Source organism: Shinella sp. CPCC 101442 (genome assembly GCF_024704725.1).
Taxonomy (GTDB): Bacteria; Pseudomonadota; Alphaproteobacteria; order Rhizobiales; family Rhizobiaceae; genus Shinella.
Genome location: NZ_JALIQS010000003.1, coordinates 386,062 through 403,491, shown reverse-complemented (window position 1 = coordinate 403,491; position 17,430 = coordinate 386,062). Strand labels below are relative to the sequence as shown.

General features: G+C 63.6%; 17 protein-coding genes. 12 read left to right on the top strand and 5 right to left on the bottom strand.

Annotation, left to right across the window (positions count from 1 at the left end; all coding sequences use genetic code 11):
• The first annotated feature begins 148 nt into the window (after positions 1 to 148).
• From hflK to MUO32_RS12560, 4 genes are all read left to right on the top strand, one after another.
• Positions 149 to 1,276, top strand: a complete 1,128-nt coding sequence (gene hflK / locus MUO32_RS12575; protein ID WP_257948640.1) for an FtsH protease activity modulator HflK — start codon at positions 149 to 151, stop codon at positions 1,274 to 1,276.
• Positions 1,276 to 2,211 carry a protease modulator HflC gene (gene hflC / locus MUO32_RS12570; RefSeq protein WP_257948639.1) on the top strand — a complete coding sequence of 312 codons (936 nt, stop codon included), beginning with the start codon at positions 1,276 to 1,278 and terminating at the stop codon, positions 2,209 to 2,211. The genes hflK and hflC overlap by 1 nt, the downstream gene beginning before the upstream one ends.
• 5 nt (positions 2,212 to 2,216) lie before the next feature.
• Positions 2,217 to 2,405, top strand: a complete 189-nt coding sequence (locus tag MUO32_RS12565) for a DUF2065 domain-containing protein (protein WP_257948638.1) — start codon at positions 2,217 to 2,219, stop codon at positions 2,403 to 2,405.
• A gap of 166 nt (positions 2,406 to 2,571) precedes the next feature.
• On the top strand, positions 2,572 to 4,113 hold the full coding sequence (locus MUO32_RS12560) for a DegQ family serine endoprotease (RefSeq protein ID WP_374708639.1): 1,542 nt from the start codon (positions 2,572 to 2,574) through the stop codon (positions 4,111 to 4,113).
• A 93-nt stretch (positions 4,114 to 4,206) separates the two neighbouring features.
• On the opposite strand, the gene serB is transcribed toward MUO32_RS12560, so the two are convergent.
• Entirely contained in the window at positions 4,207 to 5,100 is an 894-nt protein-coding gene (gene serB / locus MUO32_RS12555) for a phosphoserine phosphatase SerB (protein WP_257948636.1), read from the bottom strand.
• Between serB and miaA the strand changes: the two genes are divergently transcribed.
• A complete protein-coding gene (gene miaA / locus MUO32_RS12550) occupies positions 5,099 to 6,007 on the top strand; it encodes a tRNA (adenosine(37)-N6)-dimethylallyltransferase MiaA (RefSeq protein ID WP_257949214.1) in 909 nt (302 codons plus the stop codon). The genes serB and miaA overlap by 2 nt on opposite strands.
• Before the next feature lie 6 nt (positions 6,008 to 6,013).
• On the opposite strand, the gene MUO32_RS12545 is transcribed toward miaA, so the two are convergent.
• The gene (locus MUO32_RS12545; RefSeq protein ID WP_257948635.1) at positions 6,014 to 8,149 is read right to left on the bottom strand and encodes an ATP-binding protein; all 2,136 of its coding nucleotides are present in this window, start codon (positions 8,147 to 8,149) and stop codon (positions 6,014 to 6,016) included.
• Between the two features lie 345 nt (positions 8,150 to 8,494).
• On the opposite strand from MUO32_RS12545, the gene MUO32_RS12540 reads away from it, so the two are divergent.
• Both MUO32_RS12540 and ilvN read left to right on the top strand, forming a co-directional pair.
• Positions 8,495 to 10,273, top strand: a complete 1,779-nt coding sequence (locus MUO32_RS12540; protein ID WP_257948634.1) for an acetolactate synthase 3 large subunit — start codon at positions 8,495 to 8,497, stop codon at positions 10,271 to 10,273.
• A gap of 19 nt (positions 10,274 to 10,292) precedes the next feature.
• Positions 10,293 to 10,865, top strand: coding sequence for an acetolactate synthase small subunit (gene ilvN / locus MUO32_RS12535; protein WP_257948633.1), 573 nt, complete (start codon positions 10,293 to 10,295; stop codon positions 10,863 to 10,865).
• 65 nt (positions 10,866 to 10,930) lie between these two features.
• On the opposite strand, the gene MUO32_RS12530 is transcribed toward ilvN, so the two are convergent.
• Entirely contained in the window at positions 10,931 to 11,776 is an 846-nt protein-coding gene (locus MUO32_RS12530) for an aldo/keto reductase (RefSeq protein WP_257948632.1), read from the bottom strand.
• Positions 11,777 to 11,901: 125 nt separating this feature from the next.
• Between MUO32_RS12530 and MUO32_RS12525 the strand changes: the two genes are divergently transcribed.
• The 4 genes from MUO32_RS12525 to MUO32_RS12510 all read left to right on the top strand — a co-directional run bounded on the left by MUO32_RS12525 (position 11,902) and on the right by MUO32_RS12510 (position 14,161).
• The gene (locus tag MUO32_RS12525) at positions 11,902 to 12,495 is read left to right on the top strand and encodes a LysE family translocator (RefSeq protein ID WP_257948631.1); all 594 of its coding nucleotides are present in this window, start codon (positions 11,902 to 11,904) and stop codon (positions 12,493 to 12,495) included.
• Positions 12,496 to 12,586: 91 nt separating this feature from the next.
• Complete coding sequence (nthA, locus tag MUO32_RS12520; protein WP_257949213.1) at positions 12,587 to 13,162, top strand: nitrile hydratase subunit alpha; 576 nt, start codon at positions 12,587 to 12,589, stop codon at positions 13,160 to 13,162.
• On the top strand, positions 13,159 to 13,818 hold the full coding sequence (nthB, locus tag MUO32_RS12515) for a nitrile hydratase subunit beta (RefSeq protein ID WP_257948630.1): 660 nt from the start codon (positions 13,159 to 13,161) through the stop codon (positions 13,816 to 13,818). Before nthA ends, nthB begins: the two co-directional genes overlap by 4 nt.
• Entirely contained in the window at positions 13,805 to 14,161 is a 357-nt protein-coding gene (locus MUO32_RS12510; protein WP_257948629.1) for a nitrile hydratase accessory protein, read from the top strand. The genes nthB and MUO32_RS12510 overlap by 14 nt, the downstream gene beginning before the upstream one ends.
• Before the next feature lie 45 nt (positions 14,162 to 14,206).
• Here MUO32_RS12510 and MUO32_RS12505 read toward each other — a convergent pair whose 3' ends face one another.
• Positions 14,207 to 15,292, bottom strand: a complete 1,086-nt coding sequence (locus tag MUO32_RS12505; RefSeq protein ID WP_257948628.1) for an AbrB family transcriptional regulator — start codon at positions 15,290 to 15,292, stop codon at positions 14,207 to 14,209.
• A gap of 141 nt (positions 15,293 to 15,433) precedes the next feature.
• Here MUO32_RS12505 and MUO32_RS12500 point away from each other — a divergent pair, with 141 nt between their 5' ends.
• The gene (locus tag MUO32_RS12500) at positions 15,434 to 16,561 is read left to right on the top strand and encodes an ATP-dependent RecD-like DNA helicase (RefSeq protein WP_257948627.1); all 1,128 of its coding nucleotides are present in this window, start codon (positions 15,434 to 15,436) and stop codon (positions 16,559 to 16,561) included.
• 170 nt (positions 16,562 to 16,731) lie between these two features.
• Here the strand turns inward: MUO32_RS12500 and MUO32_RS12495 are convergent, their stop codons facing one another.
• The gene (locus MUO32_RS12495) at positions 16,732 to 17,415 is read right to left on the bottom strand and encodes a MerR family transcriptional regulator (protein WP_308311292.1); all 684 of its coding nucleotides are present in this window, start codon (positions 17,413 to 17,415) and stop codon (positions 16,732 to 16,734) included.
• Between the last annotated feature and the right edge of the window lie 15 nt (positions 17,416 to 17,430).

Genomic DNA, 17,430 nt, shown 5'->3' with positions numbered 1-17,430 from the left:
TTGAAAGGTGCCCGAGGGATACCTATAACGGGTTCACCTAGCGTTGCGCGGCGAAACGATCCGCGAAACGCTCAGAAACAAATCGATGGAGCATTTTCGCGTCTCGCGCAAAAAATGCTCCAAGGGGATTCGAAAGAAAGAGGTATTGATGCCCTGGAGCAATCAGAATGGCGGCGGCGGCCCTTGGGGCGGCGGCGGCAGTGGCGGCGGTGGAAACAATCAGGGGCCATGGGGGCAGGGTCCGAACCGCCCCCGCGGTGGCGGAGGCGGCAATGGCGGCCCTCCGGATCTCGAGGAAATCATCCGGCGCGGCCAGAATCAGCTGAAGAATGTCATGCCGGGCGGTTTCAACGGCGGCGCCGTGGTCATCGGCCTGCTGCTTCTCGGCGTCTTCTGGCTGATGAACTCCATCTATACGGTCCAGCCGGACGAGCGTGGCGTCGAGCTGCGCTTCGGCAAGCCCAAGCAGGAAGTCTCCATGCCGGGCCTGCATTTCCACATGTGGCCCTTCGAGACCGTCGAACTCGTCAAGATCACCGAGCAGCAGCAGAATATCGGCCGCCGCGCGGCGGCGTCGAATTCCGATGCCTCCGGGTTGATGCTGACGGGCGACCAGAACATCGTCAACGTGCAGTTCTCGGTGCTCTATTCGGTCACCGATCCGCAGGCCTATCTCTTCAATCTCGAATATCCGGCCGAAACGCTGCAACAGGTCTCCGAGAGCGCCATGCGCGAAGTCGTCGGCCGCCGTCCGGCACAGGATATTTTCCGCGATAACCGTCAGGCGATCGCAGAAGGCGTGAAGACGACGATCCAGGCGACCATGGACGCCTACGGCGCCGGCATTTCGATCAACACGGTTGCCATCGAGGATGCGGCCCCGCCGCGCGAGGTCGCCGACGCGTTCGACGAAGTGCAGCGCGCCGAGCAGGACGAAGACCGCTTCCTCGAAGAAGCCAACCAGTATGCCAACCAGAAACTGGGTCTCGCCCGCGGTCAGGCCGCGCAGGTCCGCGAAGAGGCGGCCGCCTACAAAGACCGCGTCGTCAAGGAAGCGGAAGGTGAGGCGGCACGCTTCCTTTCCATCCACGAACAGTACAAGGCAGCGCCCGATGTCACCCGCAAGCGTCTCTTCCTTGAAACCATGGAAGGCGTGATGAAGAACTCCAAGAAGGTCATCATCAACGAGAATCAGGGCGGACAGGGCGTGGTTCCCTTCCTTCCCCTCAATGAACTGGGCCGCACGACGGGTCAGCAGGCGGGAGGTACGCAGTAATGGGTAACCGTTTGCCAGCCATCCTGATCGCCATCGGCGTTCTGCTCTTCATCGCCTATTCCTCGGTGTTCGTGGTCAACGAGCGCCAGCAGGCGATCGTCATCCGCTTCGGCCAGATCCAGGACGTCAAGACGGAGCCAGGCATCTACTTCAAGCTGCCCTTCGGCTTCATGGATGCCGATAGCGTCCAGTACATCCAGGACCAGGCGCTGCGCTTCGATCTCGACGACATCCGCGTCCAGGTCTCGGGCGGCAAGTTCTATGAGGTCGATGCTTTCGTGGTCTACAAGATCACGGATGCACGCCGCTTCCGCGAAGCCGTCTCGGGTGACCGGGAATCGGCGGAAGCGCGTCTGCGCACCCGTCTCGATGCGGCGCTGCGCCGTGTCTACGGTCTGCGCGGCTTCGAGTCCGCTCTGTCCGAGGAACGCGCGTCGATGATGCGCGAAGTTCGCGGCGAACTGGCCAACGACGCCTCGAACCTCGGCCTGACGATCTCGGACGTGCGCATCCGGCGTACGGATCTGACGCAGGAAGTCTCGCAGCAGACCTTCGAACGCATGAAGGCCGAACGTCTTGCCGAAGCCGAACTCATCCGCGCCCGTGGTAACGAAGCCGGCCAACGCCGTCGCGCCATCGCCGATCGTCAGGTCGTCGAGTTCATCGCGGCCGCGCAGCGCGATTCGGAAATCCTGCGAGGCGAGGGCGAAGGTGAGCGCAGCCGCGTCTTCGCCGAAGCCTTCTCGCAGGATCCGGCCTTCTTCGACTTCTACCGGTCGATGAGCGCCTACCGGGAATCGATGGGCGCGTCCGATACGACGCTGGTGCTGTCGCCTCAGTCCGAGTTCTTCCGTTACTTCGAGGATGCTGCCGGCAACAAGCCTGCAACGTCCACGACTACGGGCACGGCAACGACGCCGTCGACCGCGAACTGAAGATCATGGCCGATTTCCTGACGGGAATCGCCTTCTTCCTGATCATCGAGGGGCTGGTGTACGCACTGGCCCCTTCGGTTTTGAGGCGCATGGCGGAAATGCTGCCGCAAATTCCCGAGAACCAACTCAGAGCTTCCGGGCTCGTCGCGGTTGGTCTGGGCGTACTGATGGTCTGGTTCATCCGGGGCGCGTGAGGGCGGGTCTTGCGGGGACCTCGGAAGACGGGCATGACTTCTCATCAATTCGACATGGCGGACTGATTTTTGCCGTATCCGCAGCAAACACTCGCCACGAAAGCTTGAGCAATTCCAGCAAACTGTGAAGCGGTCTGCTTGTCGGGAATTGCCGGAACAAAAAGGGATGCCGAACATGGCTTTGAAGACGACGTCCAGCGCGGCCAAGGCAGCGCTTGCGCTCGCGGTGAGTTTCTCGCTGGTGGCGGGGGGACCGCTCGCCGTGCCGGCGGCGGCGCAGGTGAAGCCAGCGGCCGGCCCGGATTCCGTCGCCGACCTCGCGGAGGGCCTGCTCGATGCCGTCGTGAACATTTCCACCTCGCAGAACGTCAAGAGCGACGACAAGGCGCCCATTCCGCAGGTGCCGGAAGGATCGCCGTTCCAGGATTTCTTCGACGAATTCTTCAAGGGCGAAGGCGGCGAGGGCGGCAACCAGGGCCAGACGGTCAATTCGCTGGGCTCCGGTTTCGTCATCGATCCCTCGGGCTTCATCGCCACCAACAACCACGTCATCGAGGGCGCCGACGACATCGAGGTCAACTTCGCCAACGGCTCCAAGCTGAAGGCAAAGCTTGTCGGCACCGATCCGAAGACCGACCTTGCGCTCCTCAAGGTCGAACCGAAGGTGCCGCTGAAGGCCGTGCCCTTCGGCGATTCCCGCACCATGCGCATCGGCGACTGGGTCATGGCGATCGGCAATCCGTTCGGCCTCGGTGGCTCGGTGACGGTCGGCATCATTTCGGCGCGCGGACGTAACATCAATGCCGGCCCCTACGACAACTTCATCCAGACGGACGCTGCCATCAACCGCGGCAATTCCGGCGGCCCGCTCTTCAACATGAAGGGTGAGGTCATCGGCATCAACACCGCGATCATCTCGCCTTCGGGCGGCTCGATCGGCATCGGTTTCTCCGTGCCGACGGAGCTGGCGCAGAACATTTTCACGCAGCTGCGAGACTATGGCGAAACCCGTCGCGGCTGGCTTGGCGTGCGCATCCAGCCTGTGACCGACGACATTGCCGAAAGCCTCGGCATGAAGGAAACCAAGGGTGCCCTCGTTGCCGGCATCATCAAGGGCGGGCCGGTCGACAACGGTTCGATCGAGACCGGCGATGTGATCATCCGCTTCGATGGCAAGGACGTGCGCGAGATGCGCGACCTGCCACGCGTGGTCGCCGAAAGCCCGGTCGGCAAGGCCGTTGACGTGCTGCTTCTGCGCGACGGCAAGGAGACGACCGTCAAGGTCACGCTCGGCCGTCTCGAGGATGGCGAGAAGCAGGCCGATGCCGGCGATGAGATGACGCAGGACGAAGGCACGCCGGAAGAGGGCGCGACGCCCGAGACCGGCGACAAGGCTGCACCCGCGCAGGCCGACCTGGTGCTCGGCATGGCGATCAGCGACCTCGACGCGGATGCGCGCAAGACCTTCGATATCGTCGAAAGCGTCAAAGGTGTCGTCATCACGGAGGTTACCCCGGAATCGGCCGCAGCCGAGCGCGGCATCGTGCCGGGTGACGTGATCGTCGAGATCGGCCAGGAGACGGTCGCGACGGCCGAGGAGGTCAAGACCCGCGTCGACAAGCTGAAGTCGGAAGACCGCCGCAACGCGCTCATGATGATTGCCAACCGCACCGGCGCCCTGCGCTACATCACGGTTCGCATCGATTGACGAAAGACCGAGTCCCTTCAGGGACTTGCCGGCGGCGCCGGAGAGAGTGATTCAGGCCGTTGGAGCGTTGCTTCAACGGCCTTTTGCGTGGGTTCAGGCAGGAAGCACGAAGTCGGACTTGCGATAGCCCTGCAGGTAGAGAAGGGCTGTGAGGTCGCCGTGGTCGATGCGGATTTTCGCTTCGGCCGCGACGGCGGGCTTGGCGTGGAGGGCCACGCCGGCGCCGGAGCGGTGCAGCATGCCGAGGTCGTTGGCACCGTCGCCGACGGCCATGGCGTCGTCGGGGGAAATGCCGAGGCGCGCGGCGATCTCGTTCAACGCATCGACCTTCGCCTGTTTACCGAGGATCGGTTCGGCGACCTCGCCGGTCAGCTTGCCATCGGCGTCGAGAAGGAGATTGGCGCGGTTCTCGTCGAAGCCGAGGGTTGCCGCGATGCGGCTGGTAAAGACCGTGAAGCCGCCGGAGACCAGCGCCGTGTAGTAGCCCTTCGCCTTCATGGTGGCGATGAGTTCACGGCCACCCGGCGTCAGCGTGATGCGTTTTTCGATGACCTCGTCGATGACGGAGACCGGCAGGCCCTTGAGCAGCGCGACGCGCTCGCGCAGGGCGGGCTCGAAGGCGATCTCGCCGTTCATGGCGCGGGCCGTAATGGTTGCGACCTTATCCTTGAGGCCGACTTCGGCCGCCAGTTCGTCGATGCACTCCTGGCCGATCATCGTCGAATCCATGTCGGCGATCAAAAGCTTCTTGCGGCGGGTTTCGGCGTCCTGCACGGCAAGATCGATCGGCGCGTTGCCGATGGTCGCTAGGATCGTGTCGCGTGCGACGAGGACGTCGCTGCCGTCGCGCAGGACGATGTCGCAGGCGATGCCATCGGCGAGCCAGTAGAGGCCGGAGGCACCGACGGCTTCGGCTGCCTTTTCGGCAAGGGCAGGGATCAGAACAGGATTTGACGGATTGGCGACAAGCGTGGCAACGAAGGCCATGATGGAAAACCTTGATCGAAAGCGGGACGCGATCCTGATAACGGGCCCGACGGCCAGCGGCAAGTCCGCGCTTGCCGTGCGCCTCGCCGCCGAGCACGGCGGCGTCGTGGTCAATGCCGACAGCATGCAGGTTTACGATACGCTGAATGTGCTGACCGCGCGCCCGCAGCCCAGCGAGATGGGCGGCATCGAGCATCGGCTCTACGGCCAAGTGCCGGCGGGAGCGGCGTATTCCACCGGTGACTGGCAGCGCGAGGCGACGGGTCTGGTAGCGGAGCTGCGCGAGCGCGGCAAGCTGCCGGTCTTCGTCGGCGGCACAGGCCTCTATTTTCGCGCATTGACGGGCGGCCTTTCGGATATGCCGTCGATTCCTGGCGACATTCGCGAACGGGTGCGCGCGCGGCTGATCCATGAAGGGGCAGAAGCGCTGCACCGGGACCTTGCGGAGCGTGACCCGCAAACCGCGGCACGGCTGATGCCCGGCGACGGCCAGCGCATCCTGCGTGCGCTTGAGGTGCTGGAGGCGACGGGCAAATCGATCACGGCCTTCCAGTCCGCGACGGTCCCGGCGGTGATCGACCCTGACCGGGCGGAAAAAATCGTCGTTTTGCCGGATCGCGCGGTGTTGGCCGCGCGTATCAATCAGCGCTTCGGCCTGATGCTCAAGGCTGGCGCTGTCGAGGAGGTGAAGGCGTTGCTTGCCCAGAACCTTTCACCGGCCATGCCTGCCATGAAAGCGATCGGCGTGCCGCAGATTGCGGCCATGCTGGCGGGCGAGATGCGGGAGACCGAGGTGATCGAGCGCGGCGCCGCTGCGACGCGGCAATATGCCAAACGCCAGATGACCTGGTTCCGCAACCAGCTTGACGAGAGCTGGCGGCGGTTCGATCCCCTGGCGGGCAACTGACGAAGATCAGCGGCGAATAAGGCTGCTGAGGGGTTTTTTGAGCAGCTGGTCGCGGATGGAGCCTTCGCGCCTCGGCGGCTCCTGTTCACCGAAGGCCGGGCGGGCGGGCTGGCGATAGGGCTCGGCGGCCGGGCGCGCTTGATCCGTCGTCAGTTCGCGGCGGATGGTCTCGAAGCGCTCCTGCGTCGAGGGATCATAGGCACCGGCTGCGCCCGGCAGCATATCGGGGCGGTAAGGCTCATGCGTCGGCGGTGCTGCGGCGGGCCGATAGGTTTCAGGCGCCGGCGCGGCTGCGGCCGGGCGGTAGGGATCCTGCGTCGGCGCTGCGGCTGGCGTTCGTGGCGCAGGCGCGGCGTTCTGCAGCGTGTCGATATAGTCTTCCTCGTCCTCGTAGGGCGCGTCCTCATAGCCGGTCGGCAGCGCGCCGCCCTGGCTCTGCGTGGAGAGGTAGGCGTTCTGGAAGCCGGAAATGTCCGGCCCGGTAATGGCGCGCATGCGCGCGACGATATTGCGGACATCGACGCTTTGCGGCGTCTCCTCGCTGATCTTCACGCCGGTGCCGTTCGCCTTGGGCAGGCGTTCCGCTTCGACGCGGGAAAAGCGCATGCGCATCGGCACCGCGACGGCCTCGCCGAAGGCGATCGCTTCGCCGTTGCCGATCGAGGAGATGAAGCTCGTCGTCGAGGAGGAGGAGTTGGGGATCGCCGAGCGGATGATCTCCTGGTCGTGGTCGTTGGCTAGGCGCATCGCGAAGATCGTCGAGCACTGCGACAGGATGGTTGGATCGAGTTCGCCGGGGCGCTGCGTGATGATGCCGAGCGAAACGCCGTATTTGCGGCCTTCCTTGGCGATGCGTGCGATGGCCTGGCGCGTCGGCATGAAGCCGAGCTTGGGATCGGCCGGCACATAACGGTGCGCCTCTTCGCAGACCACCAGCATGTGCACGCCGCCATTGCTCCACAGGCCGATTTCGAACGCCATGCGGCAGAGAACGGAGGCCACGGAATTGACCACCTCGGAGGGAATGCCGGCGAGCTGGAAGGTCGTTACCGGCTTGCCTTCGCCGGGAATGCGGAAGATGCGGGCAATGGTGTCGAGGATCGTGTCGGTGATCGTGTTCGAGGAGAACATGAAATGATAGCGCGGGTCGTTGATCGCCGACATGATCTTGACCTTGAGCGAGCGCAGGTGCGGCTTCTCGGCCCGGCCTTCGAGGCGGCCGATGCGTTCGTCGACGAGCGCCAGCAGGTCGGCGATGCGGAAAGGAACCGGCGTATCCGACGTGACCGAACTCTTTTCGCTGGCGCGGCGCATCAGGCCGTTGTCGCTGGAACCGCGGAAGGCGCGCTTCGCCTCGGGAATGAGGTCACGCAGTATGTCCATTTCTTCCGGCACGGGGGGGCGTCCACGGAAGATGACCTCGGCGAATTCTTCCAGCCGGAACAGCCAGAAGGGCAGGTCCAGCGTATCCGTGTCGATCACGACGGCGAGATCGCCGAAGGCGGAGGCGAATTCATTGTGCGGGTCGAGGATCAGCACGCGCAGGCGCGGGTCGGCCTGGATGGCCTTGTGCAGCAGCAGCGTGACGGAGGTCGACTTGCCGACGCCGGTGGTTCCGACGATGGCGAAATGCTTTTCCAGCATGGAAGGGACGTGGATCGTGGCGTCCAGGCTATCGTCCTGCGTCAGCTTGCCGATGGCGCAGACGTCGTTCTTGCCGGTGTCGTAGACCTTCGCGAGGTCGGTGGCGCGGATGCGATGCGCGATGGCGCCGAGATGCGGATAGTCGGTGATGCCGGCGGAAAATTCCTCCCGACCGTTCGGTCCGATGTGGATTTCGCCCAGGAGTTCGACTTCGATGCGGAAGACGGTGTCGCGGTTTTCAACCCAGCTCTGCTGGTCGGTGGACATGGAGTAGACGAGAGCGACCACGCGATTGCGGCCGACGGAAATCGAGATCAGGCGACCCACGGCCCACAGTTCCGTCAGTGCGGTCTGCCCGCTTTCGGCGACGGCGCTGATGGTGGCGTGCGAACCGTTGCAGGCCACGACGCGGCCCATCAGACGATTGCCGTGCAACGCGTCATCCCGGCGTTCCTGCTCGCCCGCCACAATAGAACTCTGGAAATCACTGTTCAGCAATCACGGCACTCCTTGCCATCAAAGCGGAAGTCTAGCCGATGCCGCTTAATAAGACGTTTCGTGCCGGGGCGATCCGGGACCGGCTTTTGACCCGCGCGCCGGATTCCGTGCCGTTTCGAAACATCCGGAAAAGCGTTGACGCGCGCAGCCTTTGTGGCTAACACTTCGCCCCATGACAAATTTGACGGCTATTATTCTTGTGGTGGGAACGCGCATGGGCAGGGTGGTGTAACCACCCGGCGAAAGCACCCATGCGCGGTAAGCAGGCTCCTCCAAGGGGCCTTTTTTTATGCCCGAAAATTCGATAAGCACCCTGGAAATACAAGAGAGACGGACGGGAAACCGATGAGCGGAACAGAAAACCAGATGACGGGCGCCGAGATTGTCTTGCAGGCCCTGAGAGACAACGGCGTAGAACATATCTTCGGCTATCCGGGCGGCGCCGTGCTGCCGATCTACGACGAGATCTTCCAGCAGGACGATATCGAGCACATTCTCGTTCGCCACGAGCAGGGCGCCGGCCATATGGCCGAAGGCTATGCCCGCTCCACCGGCAAGGTCGGCGTCATGCTCGTCACGTCAGGTCCGGGCGCGACGAATGCCGTCACGCCGCTGCAGGATGCGTTGATGGATTCCATCCCGCTCGTCTGCCTCACCGGTCAGGTTCCGACCACGCTCATCGGTTCGGATGCCTTCCAGGAATGCGACACGGTCGGCATCACGCGCCCCTGCACCAAGCACAACTGGCTGGTCAAGGACGTCAACGACCTCGCCCGCATCATCCATGAGGCCTTCCGCGTCGCGCAGTCCGGTCGCCCGGGCCCTGTCGTCGTCGATATTCCGAAGGACGTGCAGTTCGCGACCGGCACCTACACGCCGCCGTCGGCCGCCCCCGTCCAGAAAAGCTACCAGCCGAAGATCCAGGGCGATGCCCGCGCGATCGAGGCGGCCGTCAGCCTGATGAAGGGCGCACGCCGTCCGATCATCTATTCCGGCGGCGGCGTCGTGAATTCCGGTCCGGAGGCTTCGCGCCTGCTGCGCGAGCTGGTCGAGATCACCGGTTTCCCGATCACCTCAACGCTGATGGGTCTCGGCGCCTATCCGGCTTCGGGCAAGAACTGGCTGGGTATGCTCGGCATGCACGGTTCCTACGAAGCGAACATGGCGATGCATGACTGCGACGTCATGGTCTGCATCGGCGCGCGCTTCGACGACCGCATCACCGGCCGCCTCAATGCGTTTTCGCCGAATTCGAAGAAGATCCACATCGACATCGACCCGTCATCGATCAACAAGAATGTCCGCGTCGACGTTCCGATCCTCGGCGACGTCGGCAATGTCCTCGAGGACATGGTTCGCCTGTGGCGGGCCGGCGCCAAGGATTACGACAGGTCGCTGCAGGGCGACTGGTGGGCCTCGATTGCCAAGTGGCGTGCACGCAACTCGTTTGCCTACAAGGCAAGCAACGACGTGATCATGCCGCAATACGCGATCCAGCGGCTCTATGAGCTGACCAAGGACCGCGACACCTACATTACGACGGAAGTCGGCCAGCACCAGATGTGGGCGGCGCAGTTCTACGGTTTCGAACAGCCGAACCGCTGGATGACCTCGGGCGGTCTCGGCACTATGGGCTATGGCTTCCCGGCGGCGATCGGCGTGCAGGTCGCACATCGCGACAGCCTCGTCATCGACATCGCCGGCGATGCCTCGATCCAGATGTGCATTCAGGAAATGAGCTGCGCCGTTCAGTACAATCTGCCGGTCAAGATCTTCATCCTGAACAACCAGTACATGGGCATGGTGCGCCAGTGGCAGCAGTTGCTGCACGGCAACCGCCTGTCGAACTCCTACACGGAAGCGATGCCTGATTTCGTCAAGCTGGCGGACGCCTATGGCGGCGTCGGCATCGCCTGCGACAAGCCTGCCGATCTCGATGCGGCCATCCAGGAGATGATCGACGTCAAGCGTCCCGTCATCTTCGATTGCCGCGTGGCGAACCTCGCCAACTGCTTCCCGATGATCCCGTCGGGCAAGGCACACAACGAAATGCTGCTGCCCGACGAGGCCACGGACGAAGCGGTCGCCAATGCGATCGACGCCAAGGGCCGCCAGCTCGTTTGATGAAAAGGTAGAAACGATTATGAACGCACACCTTCAACCCACCGGTTCTGCCTACTTCATCGCCAAGGAAACCCAGGTTGCGGAGAGCCATACGCTCTCCGTACTGGTCGATAACGAGCCGGGCGTGCTTGCCCGCGTCATCGGCCTGTTCTCCGGTCGCGGCTACAACATCGAAAGCCTCACGGTTTCCGAGACCGAGCATGAATCGCACCTGTCGCGCATCACCATCGTGACGCGCGGCACGCCCAGCGTTCTCGAGCAGATCAAGTCGCAACTCGAGCGTATCGTTCCCGTCCACCGCGTGGTCGATCTCACCGTTCGCGCCAAGGCGCTCGGCCAGGAACGGCCGATCGAGCGGGAAGTGGCGCTGGTGAAGGTCGTCGGCTCCGGCGAGATGCGGCAGGAAACGTTGCGTCTTGCCGACGCCTTCCACGCCAAGGTTGTCGATGCCACCACCGATCACTTCATCCTGGAGTTGACGGGCAAGTCGTCGAAGATCGACCAGTTCGTGGCGATCATGAAGCCGCTCGGCCTCGTCGAGGTCTGCCGCACCGGCATTGCCGCGATGAACCGCGGTTCGCAGGGGATGTGAGTTTTCTCACAAGCCGAATTCGACAAAAGGGCCTTTCCGGATTCGGGAAGGCCCTTTTCTTTTGATCAGATCATTTCCAGCGGCCGCTTGCGGGTCGGCGGCGGGAAAGCCTCGTCGAGCAGGCGCAGGTCCTCCGAGGTCAGGCGGATTTCCGAGGCGCGGAAATTGTCGCGCACGCGTTCGGGCGAGCCGGATTTCGGTATGGCGATGACGCCGGCCTTGGTGAGCAGGAAGGCGAGTGCGATCTGGGCGGAGCCGACATTGTGGATGCGGCCGATCTCCTCCAGCGTCGGGTGGCCAAGCAGGCGGCCTTCGTCGAGCGGTGAATAGGCCATGAGCGGAATACCCTGCACCTGGCTCCAGCGCAGGAGATCGTACTCGATGCCGCGCCGGGCGAGGTTGTAGAGCACCTGGTTGGCGGCGGGGCGGAGCGGCTCGGCGTCGTCAAGCAACTCTATCATGTCGGAGACGTCGAAGTTAGAGACGCCCCAGGCGCCGATCTTGCCTTGTGTCTTCAGCGTCTCGAAGGCTTCGACGGTCTCGGAGAACGGATGGCGGCCGCGCCAGTGCAGCAGGTAAAGCTCGATATGATCGGTGCCGAGGCGTTTCAGGCTCGCCTCGCAGGCGGCGATCGTGCCGGCGCGGCTGGCATTGTAGGGCAGCACCTTGCTGACGAGGAACACCTCCTCGCGCCGCCCCTTGATCGCTTCACCGACAACTTCTTCTGCTCCGCCATCGGCATACATTTCCGCCGTGTCGATGACGGTCATGCCGAGATCGAGCCCGGCGCGCAGGCTCGCGGCCTCCTCGGCCATCGACGCCTCGCCTTCGCCCATATGCCAGGTGCCAAGGCCGAGCGCCGGCACCTGCCGTCCGCCGGGAAGGGTGACTGCCGGTAGTTCCGCTTTCATGCTGCACTCCACGAGAGACGCCATACATAAGCAATCGGAATTGTATGCATGACAAGAATTGGCTGGTCGTCGCCAAGAGATGGGCTATCAATCGGAAAAAACAATCCGGATAACAAGAGCCTGCCATGCAGATCGAAATCTTTCTGGCGCTGCTGGTCTTCGCCTTCACGACATCCATCACGCCCGGCCCGAACAACATGATGCTCTTCGCCTCGGGGGTGAATTTCGGCTTCGTGCGTACGATCCCGCATATGTGCGGCATCGGCGTCGGTTTCCTCGTGCTGCTGCTGGCCGTCGGCTTCGGCCTCGGCGCGCTGCTGGAGGCTGTGCCGATGGTCTATACCGTACTGAAGTTTGCGGGCGGCGCATATCTCGTCTGGATCGCCTGGAAGATAGGCACCTCACGGTCGCTCGGCGAGGGTAAGACGGGGGCAAGGCCGATGAGTTTTCTAGAAGCGGCGGCCTTCCAGTGGGTCAATCCGAAAGCATGGGTCATGGCCGTCTCGGCCATGGCGACCTATACGAATTCGGCCAATTACACGATGAGCGTGCTCATCGTCGGCGTCGCCTTCGCTATCGTCAATTTTCCGAGCGTTTCGACCTGGGCCGGCTTCGGTTCGGCGCTGCGCGAATGGCTGTCCGTTCCGGTGCGGCTGAAGTGGTTCAACATCACCATGGCGCTGCTGCTCGTCGCCAGCCTCTGGCCGATGCTGCGCTAGAGGCGTATGAAAAGGTGAAGCCGGAGGGACTGCCGTGTCGCATGACCACGATCACGACGACCATCACCATCACGACAACCATTTTTCGCCGATGGAAGCCCGTGTCAGGGCGCTCGAAACCATTTTGGCGCAGAAGGGCCTGATCGACCCCAAGGCCATCGACGTCATCGTCGAGACCTACGAGACGAAGATCGGCCCACGCAACGGCGCGCGCGTCGTGGCCAAGGCCTGGGCCGAGCCCGATTTCGCCGATTGGCTGAAGCGCGATGCGACGGAGGCAATCGCCAGCCTCAGCTATACCGGCCGGCAGGGCGAGCATATGCGGGCGGTGTTCAACGATGGCGAAACGCACAATCTCGTCGTCTGCACGCTGTGCTCCTGCTATCCCTGGTCGGTGCTTGGCTTGCCGCCTGTCTGGTACAAGGCGCCGGCCTATCGCTCGCGCGCCGTCATCGATCCGCGTGGTGTGCTGGCGGAATTCGGGGTGACGCTTCCCGACGACAGAAAGATCCGCGTCTGGGATTCCACGGCGGAATTGCGTTACCTCGTCGTGCCGGAGCGGCCCGCAGGCACCGAAGGCCTCGATCAGGAGGCGCTCGCCGATCTCGTGACGCGCGACGCCATGATCGGCACCGGACTGGCGCTCGCGCCGTTGGTACGGTCATGAACGGCCCGCACGATCTCGGCGGCCAGCATGGCCTCGGCCCGGTCGCGCCGGAGCCGAACGAACCCTGCTTTCACGGCGAATGGGAAAAGCGCGCACTTGGCGTGACATTGTCCTGCGGGGCTTTCGGCGCCTGGACGATCGACGAGAGCCGCCATGCCCGCGAAAATATCCCGCCGGCCACCTATCTTGCGGCGAGCTATTACGAAATCTGGATCCGCGCGCTGGAAACGCTGCTGCAGCGCCACGGCTTCGTCAGTGCAAGGGAACTGATAGAGGGCCGGATGCTGGAAAAGGGCGCCGAGCCGAAGCGTGTCCTCAAGGCTGAGATGGTGCCGGCGGTGCTCGCCAAGGGCGGCCCCTGTGACAGACCGGTCGATATTGCGCCCCGTTTCGCTGCCGGCGCTCGTGTGCGCACCCGCACTTTCAATCCGACGTCGCACACACGCCTGCCGCGCTATGCGCGGGGCAAGGAGGGCGTGGTGGAGACCGTGCAGGGCTCCTTCGTGTTTCCGGACGACAACGCGCACGGCAAGGGCGAGAACCCGCAATGGGTCTATACCGTCGTTTTCGACGGCGGAGAGATCTGGGGCGAGGGGGCGGCTCCCGGCCTCACGGTCTCGATCGATGCCTGGGAGAGCTATCTTGAGCCGGTGTGAAACGCTTGCCGATTCTCCCGGATTGCCGAAATCGAGCGAGGGCGATCCGGTTTTTGCCGAGCCCTGGCAGGCGCAGGCCTTCGCGATGACGGTGCGTCTGCACGAGCAGGGTGTGTTTTCCTGGGCCGAATGGACGCAGGCGCTGTCGCGCGAGGTGCACCGGCCGGGCCGTGCGGCCGATGGGGCCGATTATTTCGATTGCTGGGTGGCGGCGCTCTCCGGGCTCATCTCGGAGCGCGGCGTCGCGAGCGAGGCGGAGCAGTCCGCGCTTTCGGATCGTTGGGCGCGGGCCGCCGAGGCGACGCCGCATGGCAAGCCTATTCTTCTGGAAAATGCCGGCTAGAGCATTTCCAGCCGAAGCGGCATCGCGTCGGCGTCGGATGATGCTCTAGGTCCGGTCCGCGACGAAGCGGGCGAGCCAGGGGCCGATCAGGGTGACCAGGATCAGCCGCGCCGTCTGCAACGTCATGACGAAGGCGACATCCACTTTGCTGGAGGCTGCGATGACGGCGATGGAATCGAGGCCGCCAGGGCTGGTGGCGAGATAGGCCGTCAACGGATCGACGTCGAGCACGAGGATCAACAGGCCGGCAAGCAGGCCTGAAAAGCCGATCAGTGCGATGATCGAGGCGACGGTTGGCAGGAGTGCGCGGCGGGCGTGCAGGAGAATGGCGCGGGTGAAGCCGAGGCCGATGTTCCAGCCGAGCAGGGTGAAGGCAATCACGAGCAGCCATTGCGGCAGCACGATCGTCACTGTACCCGAGGAATTCAGCACTGCCGCCAGCGCGAAGGGCACGAGGAAGGCGCCGGCAGGGATGCGCAGCCGCTGCCCGAGCAGGCCGGCGAGAATGCCGATGGCGAGCATGGCGACGAGCGGCAGCATCGGTACCGGCTCGAACCAGGCATGGGGCGGCACGACAGCGCCGTCATGCTCGCCGAAATGCGCGACGAGCGTCGCACAGCTCGCGACTAAGACCACGCGGAGATATTGCATGAAGGCGACGAGGCGGGCATCGGCCCCGTAGGATTCGGCCATCAGCAGCATGGTCGAGGCCGCACCGGCCGACGAGCCCCAGATCGCCGTCGTGCCGGGCAGGATGCCGGTGCGTGCGATCATCCAGCCGGACAGCGTGCTGACACCGATGACGGACAGGACGACGAAAAGCATCAGCAGCCAGTTTGCCGTGAAGGTACCGACGAAATCCTTGGAAACCATGGTGGCGATCATCAGCGCCAGCACCACCTGCACGCCGAAGAAGAAGATGCGTGGCAGGCGGATCGTGCTGCCGGCGAGCGCCAGCACGATCCCGGCAAGCATCGGCCCCATCAGAAGGGCTGCCGGAAAGCCCGCCACTTCCAGCGGCACCGTCGTCACGACCGAAAGACAGGCGACGAGCGCCCATTGCTGCCAGGCGGGTCGCCGGCCAAGACCGGCGGGGGATGGTTTGTTGGGGCTGCGGGCGGCGGGGGACAAATCATCGCTCCGGGAATCTCGGGCCTCCATAGCGCGATGCGGCGCAGGCGAACAGGGGCAAATCAGGGAGGGTGACCGGCAGCTTGTGCACGGCTGCGCTCTCCCCTTGCTTCGCGGACGCGAATCCTGCCAAGTCCGGGCATGGAATTTGCACCCCAACAGGATGAAGCGCTCAAGGCCGTCGCAACGTGGCTGAAGGACGGGCGCGAACCGCTTTTCCGGCTTTTCGGCTATGCCGGAACGGGCAAGACGACGCTGGCACGGCATTTTGCCGAAAATGTCGATGGCGATGTGCTGTTTGCCGCCTTTACCGGCAAGGCCGCGCAGGTTCTTCGTTCCAAGGGTGCGACGAACGCCAAGACGATCCATTCGCTGATCTATCGCCCGCGCGGCGAGGAAGAAGTGTCGGACGAGGAAACCGGCAAGACCTCGATCTCGCCGATGTTCTCCATCAACCGTCAGAGCCCGGTCGCCAAGGCGGCCCTCGTCGTCGTGGACGAATGCTCGATGGTCGACGAGGCGCTTGGCCGGGACCTCATGAGTTTCGGTACGCCCATTCTCGTGCTCGGTGATCCTGGCCAGTTACCGCCGGTCACTGGCGGCGGCTACTTCACCAATCAGGAACCGGATTATCTGCTGACGGATATTCATCGGCAGGCGCGCGACAATCCGATCATCCGCCTCGCCATGCAGGTGCGCGAAGGCAACGACATCGGTTATGGCGACTATGGCGCGGCGCGCGTCATCGGTCGCGACGAGGTGGACCAGTCGCTGGTGCTTGAGGCCGACCAGGTTCTCGTCGGCACGAACCGCACGCGTCGGCGCTACAACCAGCGCCTGCGCGAGCTGAAGGGCTTTTCCACCGATTATCCGCAATCCGGCGACAAGCTGGTATGCCTGCGCAACGATCCGGCCAAAGGCTTGCTCAACGGCTCACTCTGGCAGGTCATGAGTTCGTCGAAGGAAACGGTGAAGCCCGGCATCAATCTGATGATCCGGCCCGAGGATGACGACATGGATCGCGGCGCGGCCAAGATCAAGCTTCTGAAAGCGGCGTTCGAGAACCTCGAGGAAGAAATCCCGTGGTCGACGCGCAAGCGTTATGACGAGTTCGATTTCGGTTATGCGCTGACCGTGCACAAGGCGCAGGGCTCGCAATGGAACGACGTCGTGTTGTTCGACGAGAGTTTTGCATTCCGCGACACACGTGAACGCTGGCTTTACACTGCCATTACGCGCGCCGCGGAAACACTCACCATCGTGCGATAGACGGCTCTTTTTCACTGAAACGCGAAAAGGCCCCGCCCATTTTTCTGCGCAATTCCAGCAAAACCGCTATGCACGTTTGCTGGAATTACTGTGGGACCCGCACGACGGACCGCTTATCAGGAAGCGGATGGAAGAGGCCGGTCATCATGTCCGGCCGCTTGACGCCGGCCTTAATGGCCGACGATCCCGAGCATGACCGCCTTGGCGACGGCCTGGAAACGGTTGTTGCTGTTGAACTTGGCGATGATGTTCTTTTCCATCACCTGAACTTCACCCGGCTCGACCTCGAGCGCACGCGCGATGCGGCTCGTCGGATAGCCTTCGGCCATCAGGGCGAGGCAGCGCAACTCCGCCGGTGTCAGATGGGCCTGCGGCGTGTTGTCGTTGCTCTCCGGTTCCAGCGCGCCGGTGAAATCGAGCAGTTCGTTGATCTGCTGCATCTGGCGGCGGATCGTCGATTGCTGGGCGGCGAGTTCGCGCTTGCGGGCCGTCATCGCCGTGCGGAAAGTCGTGTCGGCCTCGCTCTGGCTTTCCGCGGACGAAAGACGCTCCAGCAATTCCTGGATGACGGCGACGGGCATGCCCGTTTCACGGCAGGTGTTGACCACCGCCATCTGCTGGATTTCTTCCGGTCCGTAGACGCGCATGGGGCCGACGCGGGCTGCGGTCAGCAAGCCCTTTTCCTCGTAGAAATGCAGCGTGCGATGGGTCACGCCGAACGCATTCGCCATATCGGCAATCGCCAGGCGTCCCGCCGGCAGATTTTCCGGAAGCGGGGCCACGGGCAGGTACCGGATGGATTTGCGCGCGCCGGAGCGGGCGTCGGCGGTTGTTTTCTTCGACTCGTTCGTCATCATGAAAACAGCCCG

Coding starts and splice junctions, on each gene's coding strand:
- hflK (WP_257948640.1), top strand. CDS start 149: ATGCCCTGGAGCAATCAGAATGGCGGCGGCGGCCCTTGGGGCGGCGGC.
- hflC (WP_257948639.1), top strand. CDS start 1,276: ATGGGTAACCGTTTGCCAGCCATCCTGATCGCCATCGGCGTTCTGCTC.
- MUO32_RS12565 (WP_257948638.1), top strand. CDS start 2,217: ATGGCCGATTTCCTGACGGGAATCGCCTTCTTCCTGATCATCGAGGGG.
- MUO32_RS12560 (WP_374708639.1), top strand. CDS start 2,572: ATGCCGAACATGGCTTTGAAGACGACGTCCAGCGCGGCCAAGGCAGCG.
- miaA (WP_257949214.1), top strand. CDS start 5,099: ATGATGGAAAACCTTGATCGAAAGCGGGACGCGATCCTGATAACGGGC.
- serB (WP_257948636.1), bottom strand. CDS start 5,100: ATGGCCTTCGTTGCCACGCTTGTCGCCAATCCGTCAAATCCTGTTCTG.
- MUO32_RS12540 (WP_257948634.1), top strand. CDS start 8,495: ATGAGCGGAACAGAAAACCAGATGACGGGCGCCGAGATTGTCTTGCAG.
- ilvN (WP_257948633.1), top strand. CDS start 10,293: ATGAACGCACACCTTCAACCCACCGGTTCTGCCTACTTCATCGCCAAG.
- MUO32_RS12530 (WP_257948632.1), bottom strand. CDS start 11,776: ATGAAAGCGGAACTACCGGCAGTCACCCTTCCCGGCGGACGGCAGGTG.
- MUO32_RS12525 (WP_257948631.1), top strand. CDS start 11,902: ATGCAGATCGAAATCTTTCTGGCGCTGCTGGTCTTCGCCTTCACGACA.
- nthA (WP_257949213.1), top strand. CDS start 12,587: ATGGAAGCCCGTGTCAGGGCGCTCGAAACCATTTTGGCGCAGAAGGGC.
- nthB (WP_257948630.1), top strand. CDS start 13,159: ATGAACGGCCCGCACGATCTCGGCGGCCAGCATGGCCTCGGCCCGGTC.
- MUO32_RS12500 (WP_257948627.1), top strand. CDS start 15,434: ATGGAATTTGCACCCCAACAGGATGAAGCGCTCAAGGCCGTCGCAACG.
- MUO32_RS12495 (WP_308311292.1), bottom strand. CDS start 17,415: ATGACGAACGAGTCGAAGAAAACAACCGCCGACGCCCGCTCCGGCGCG.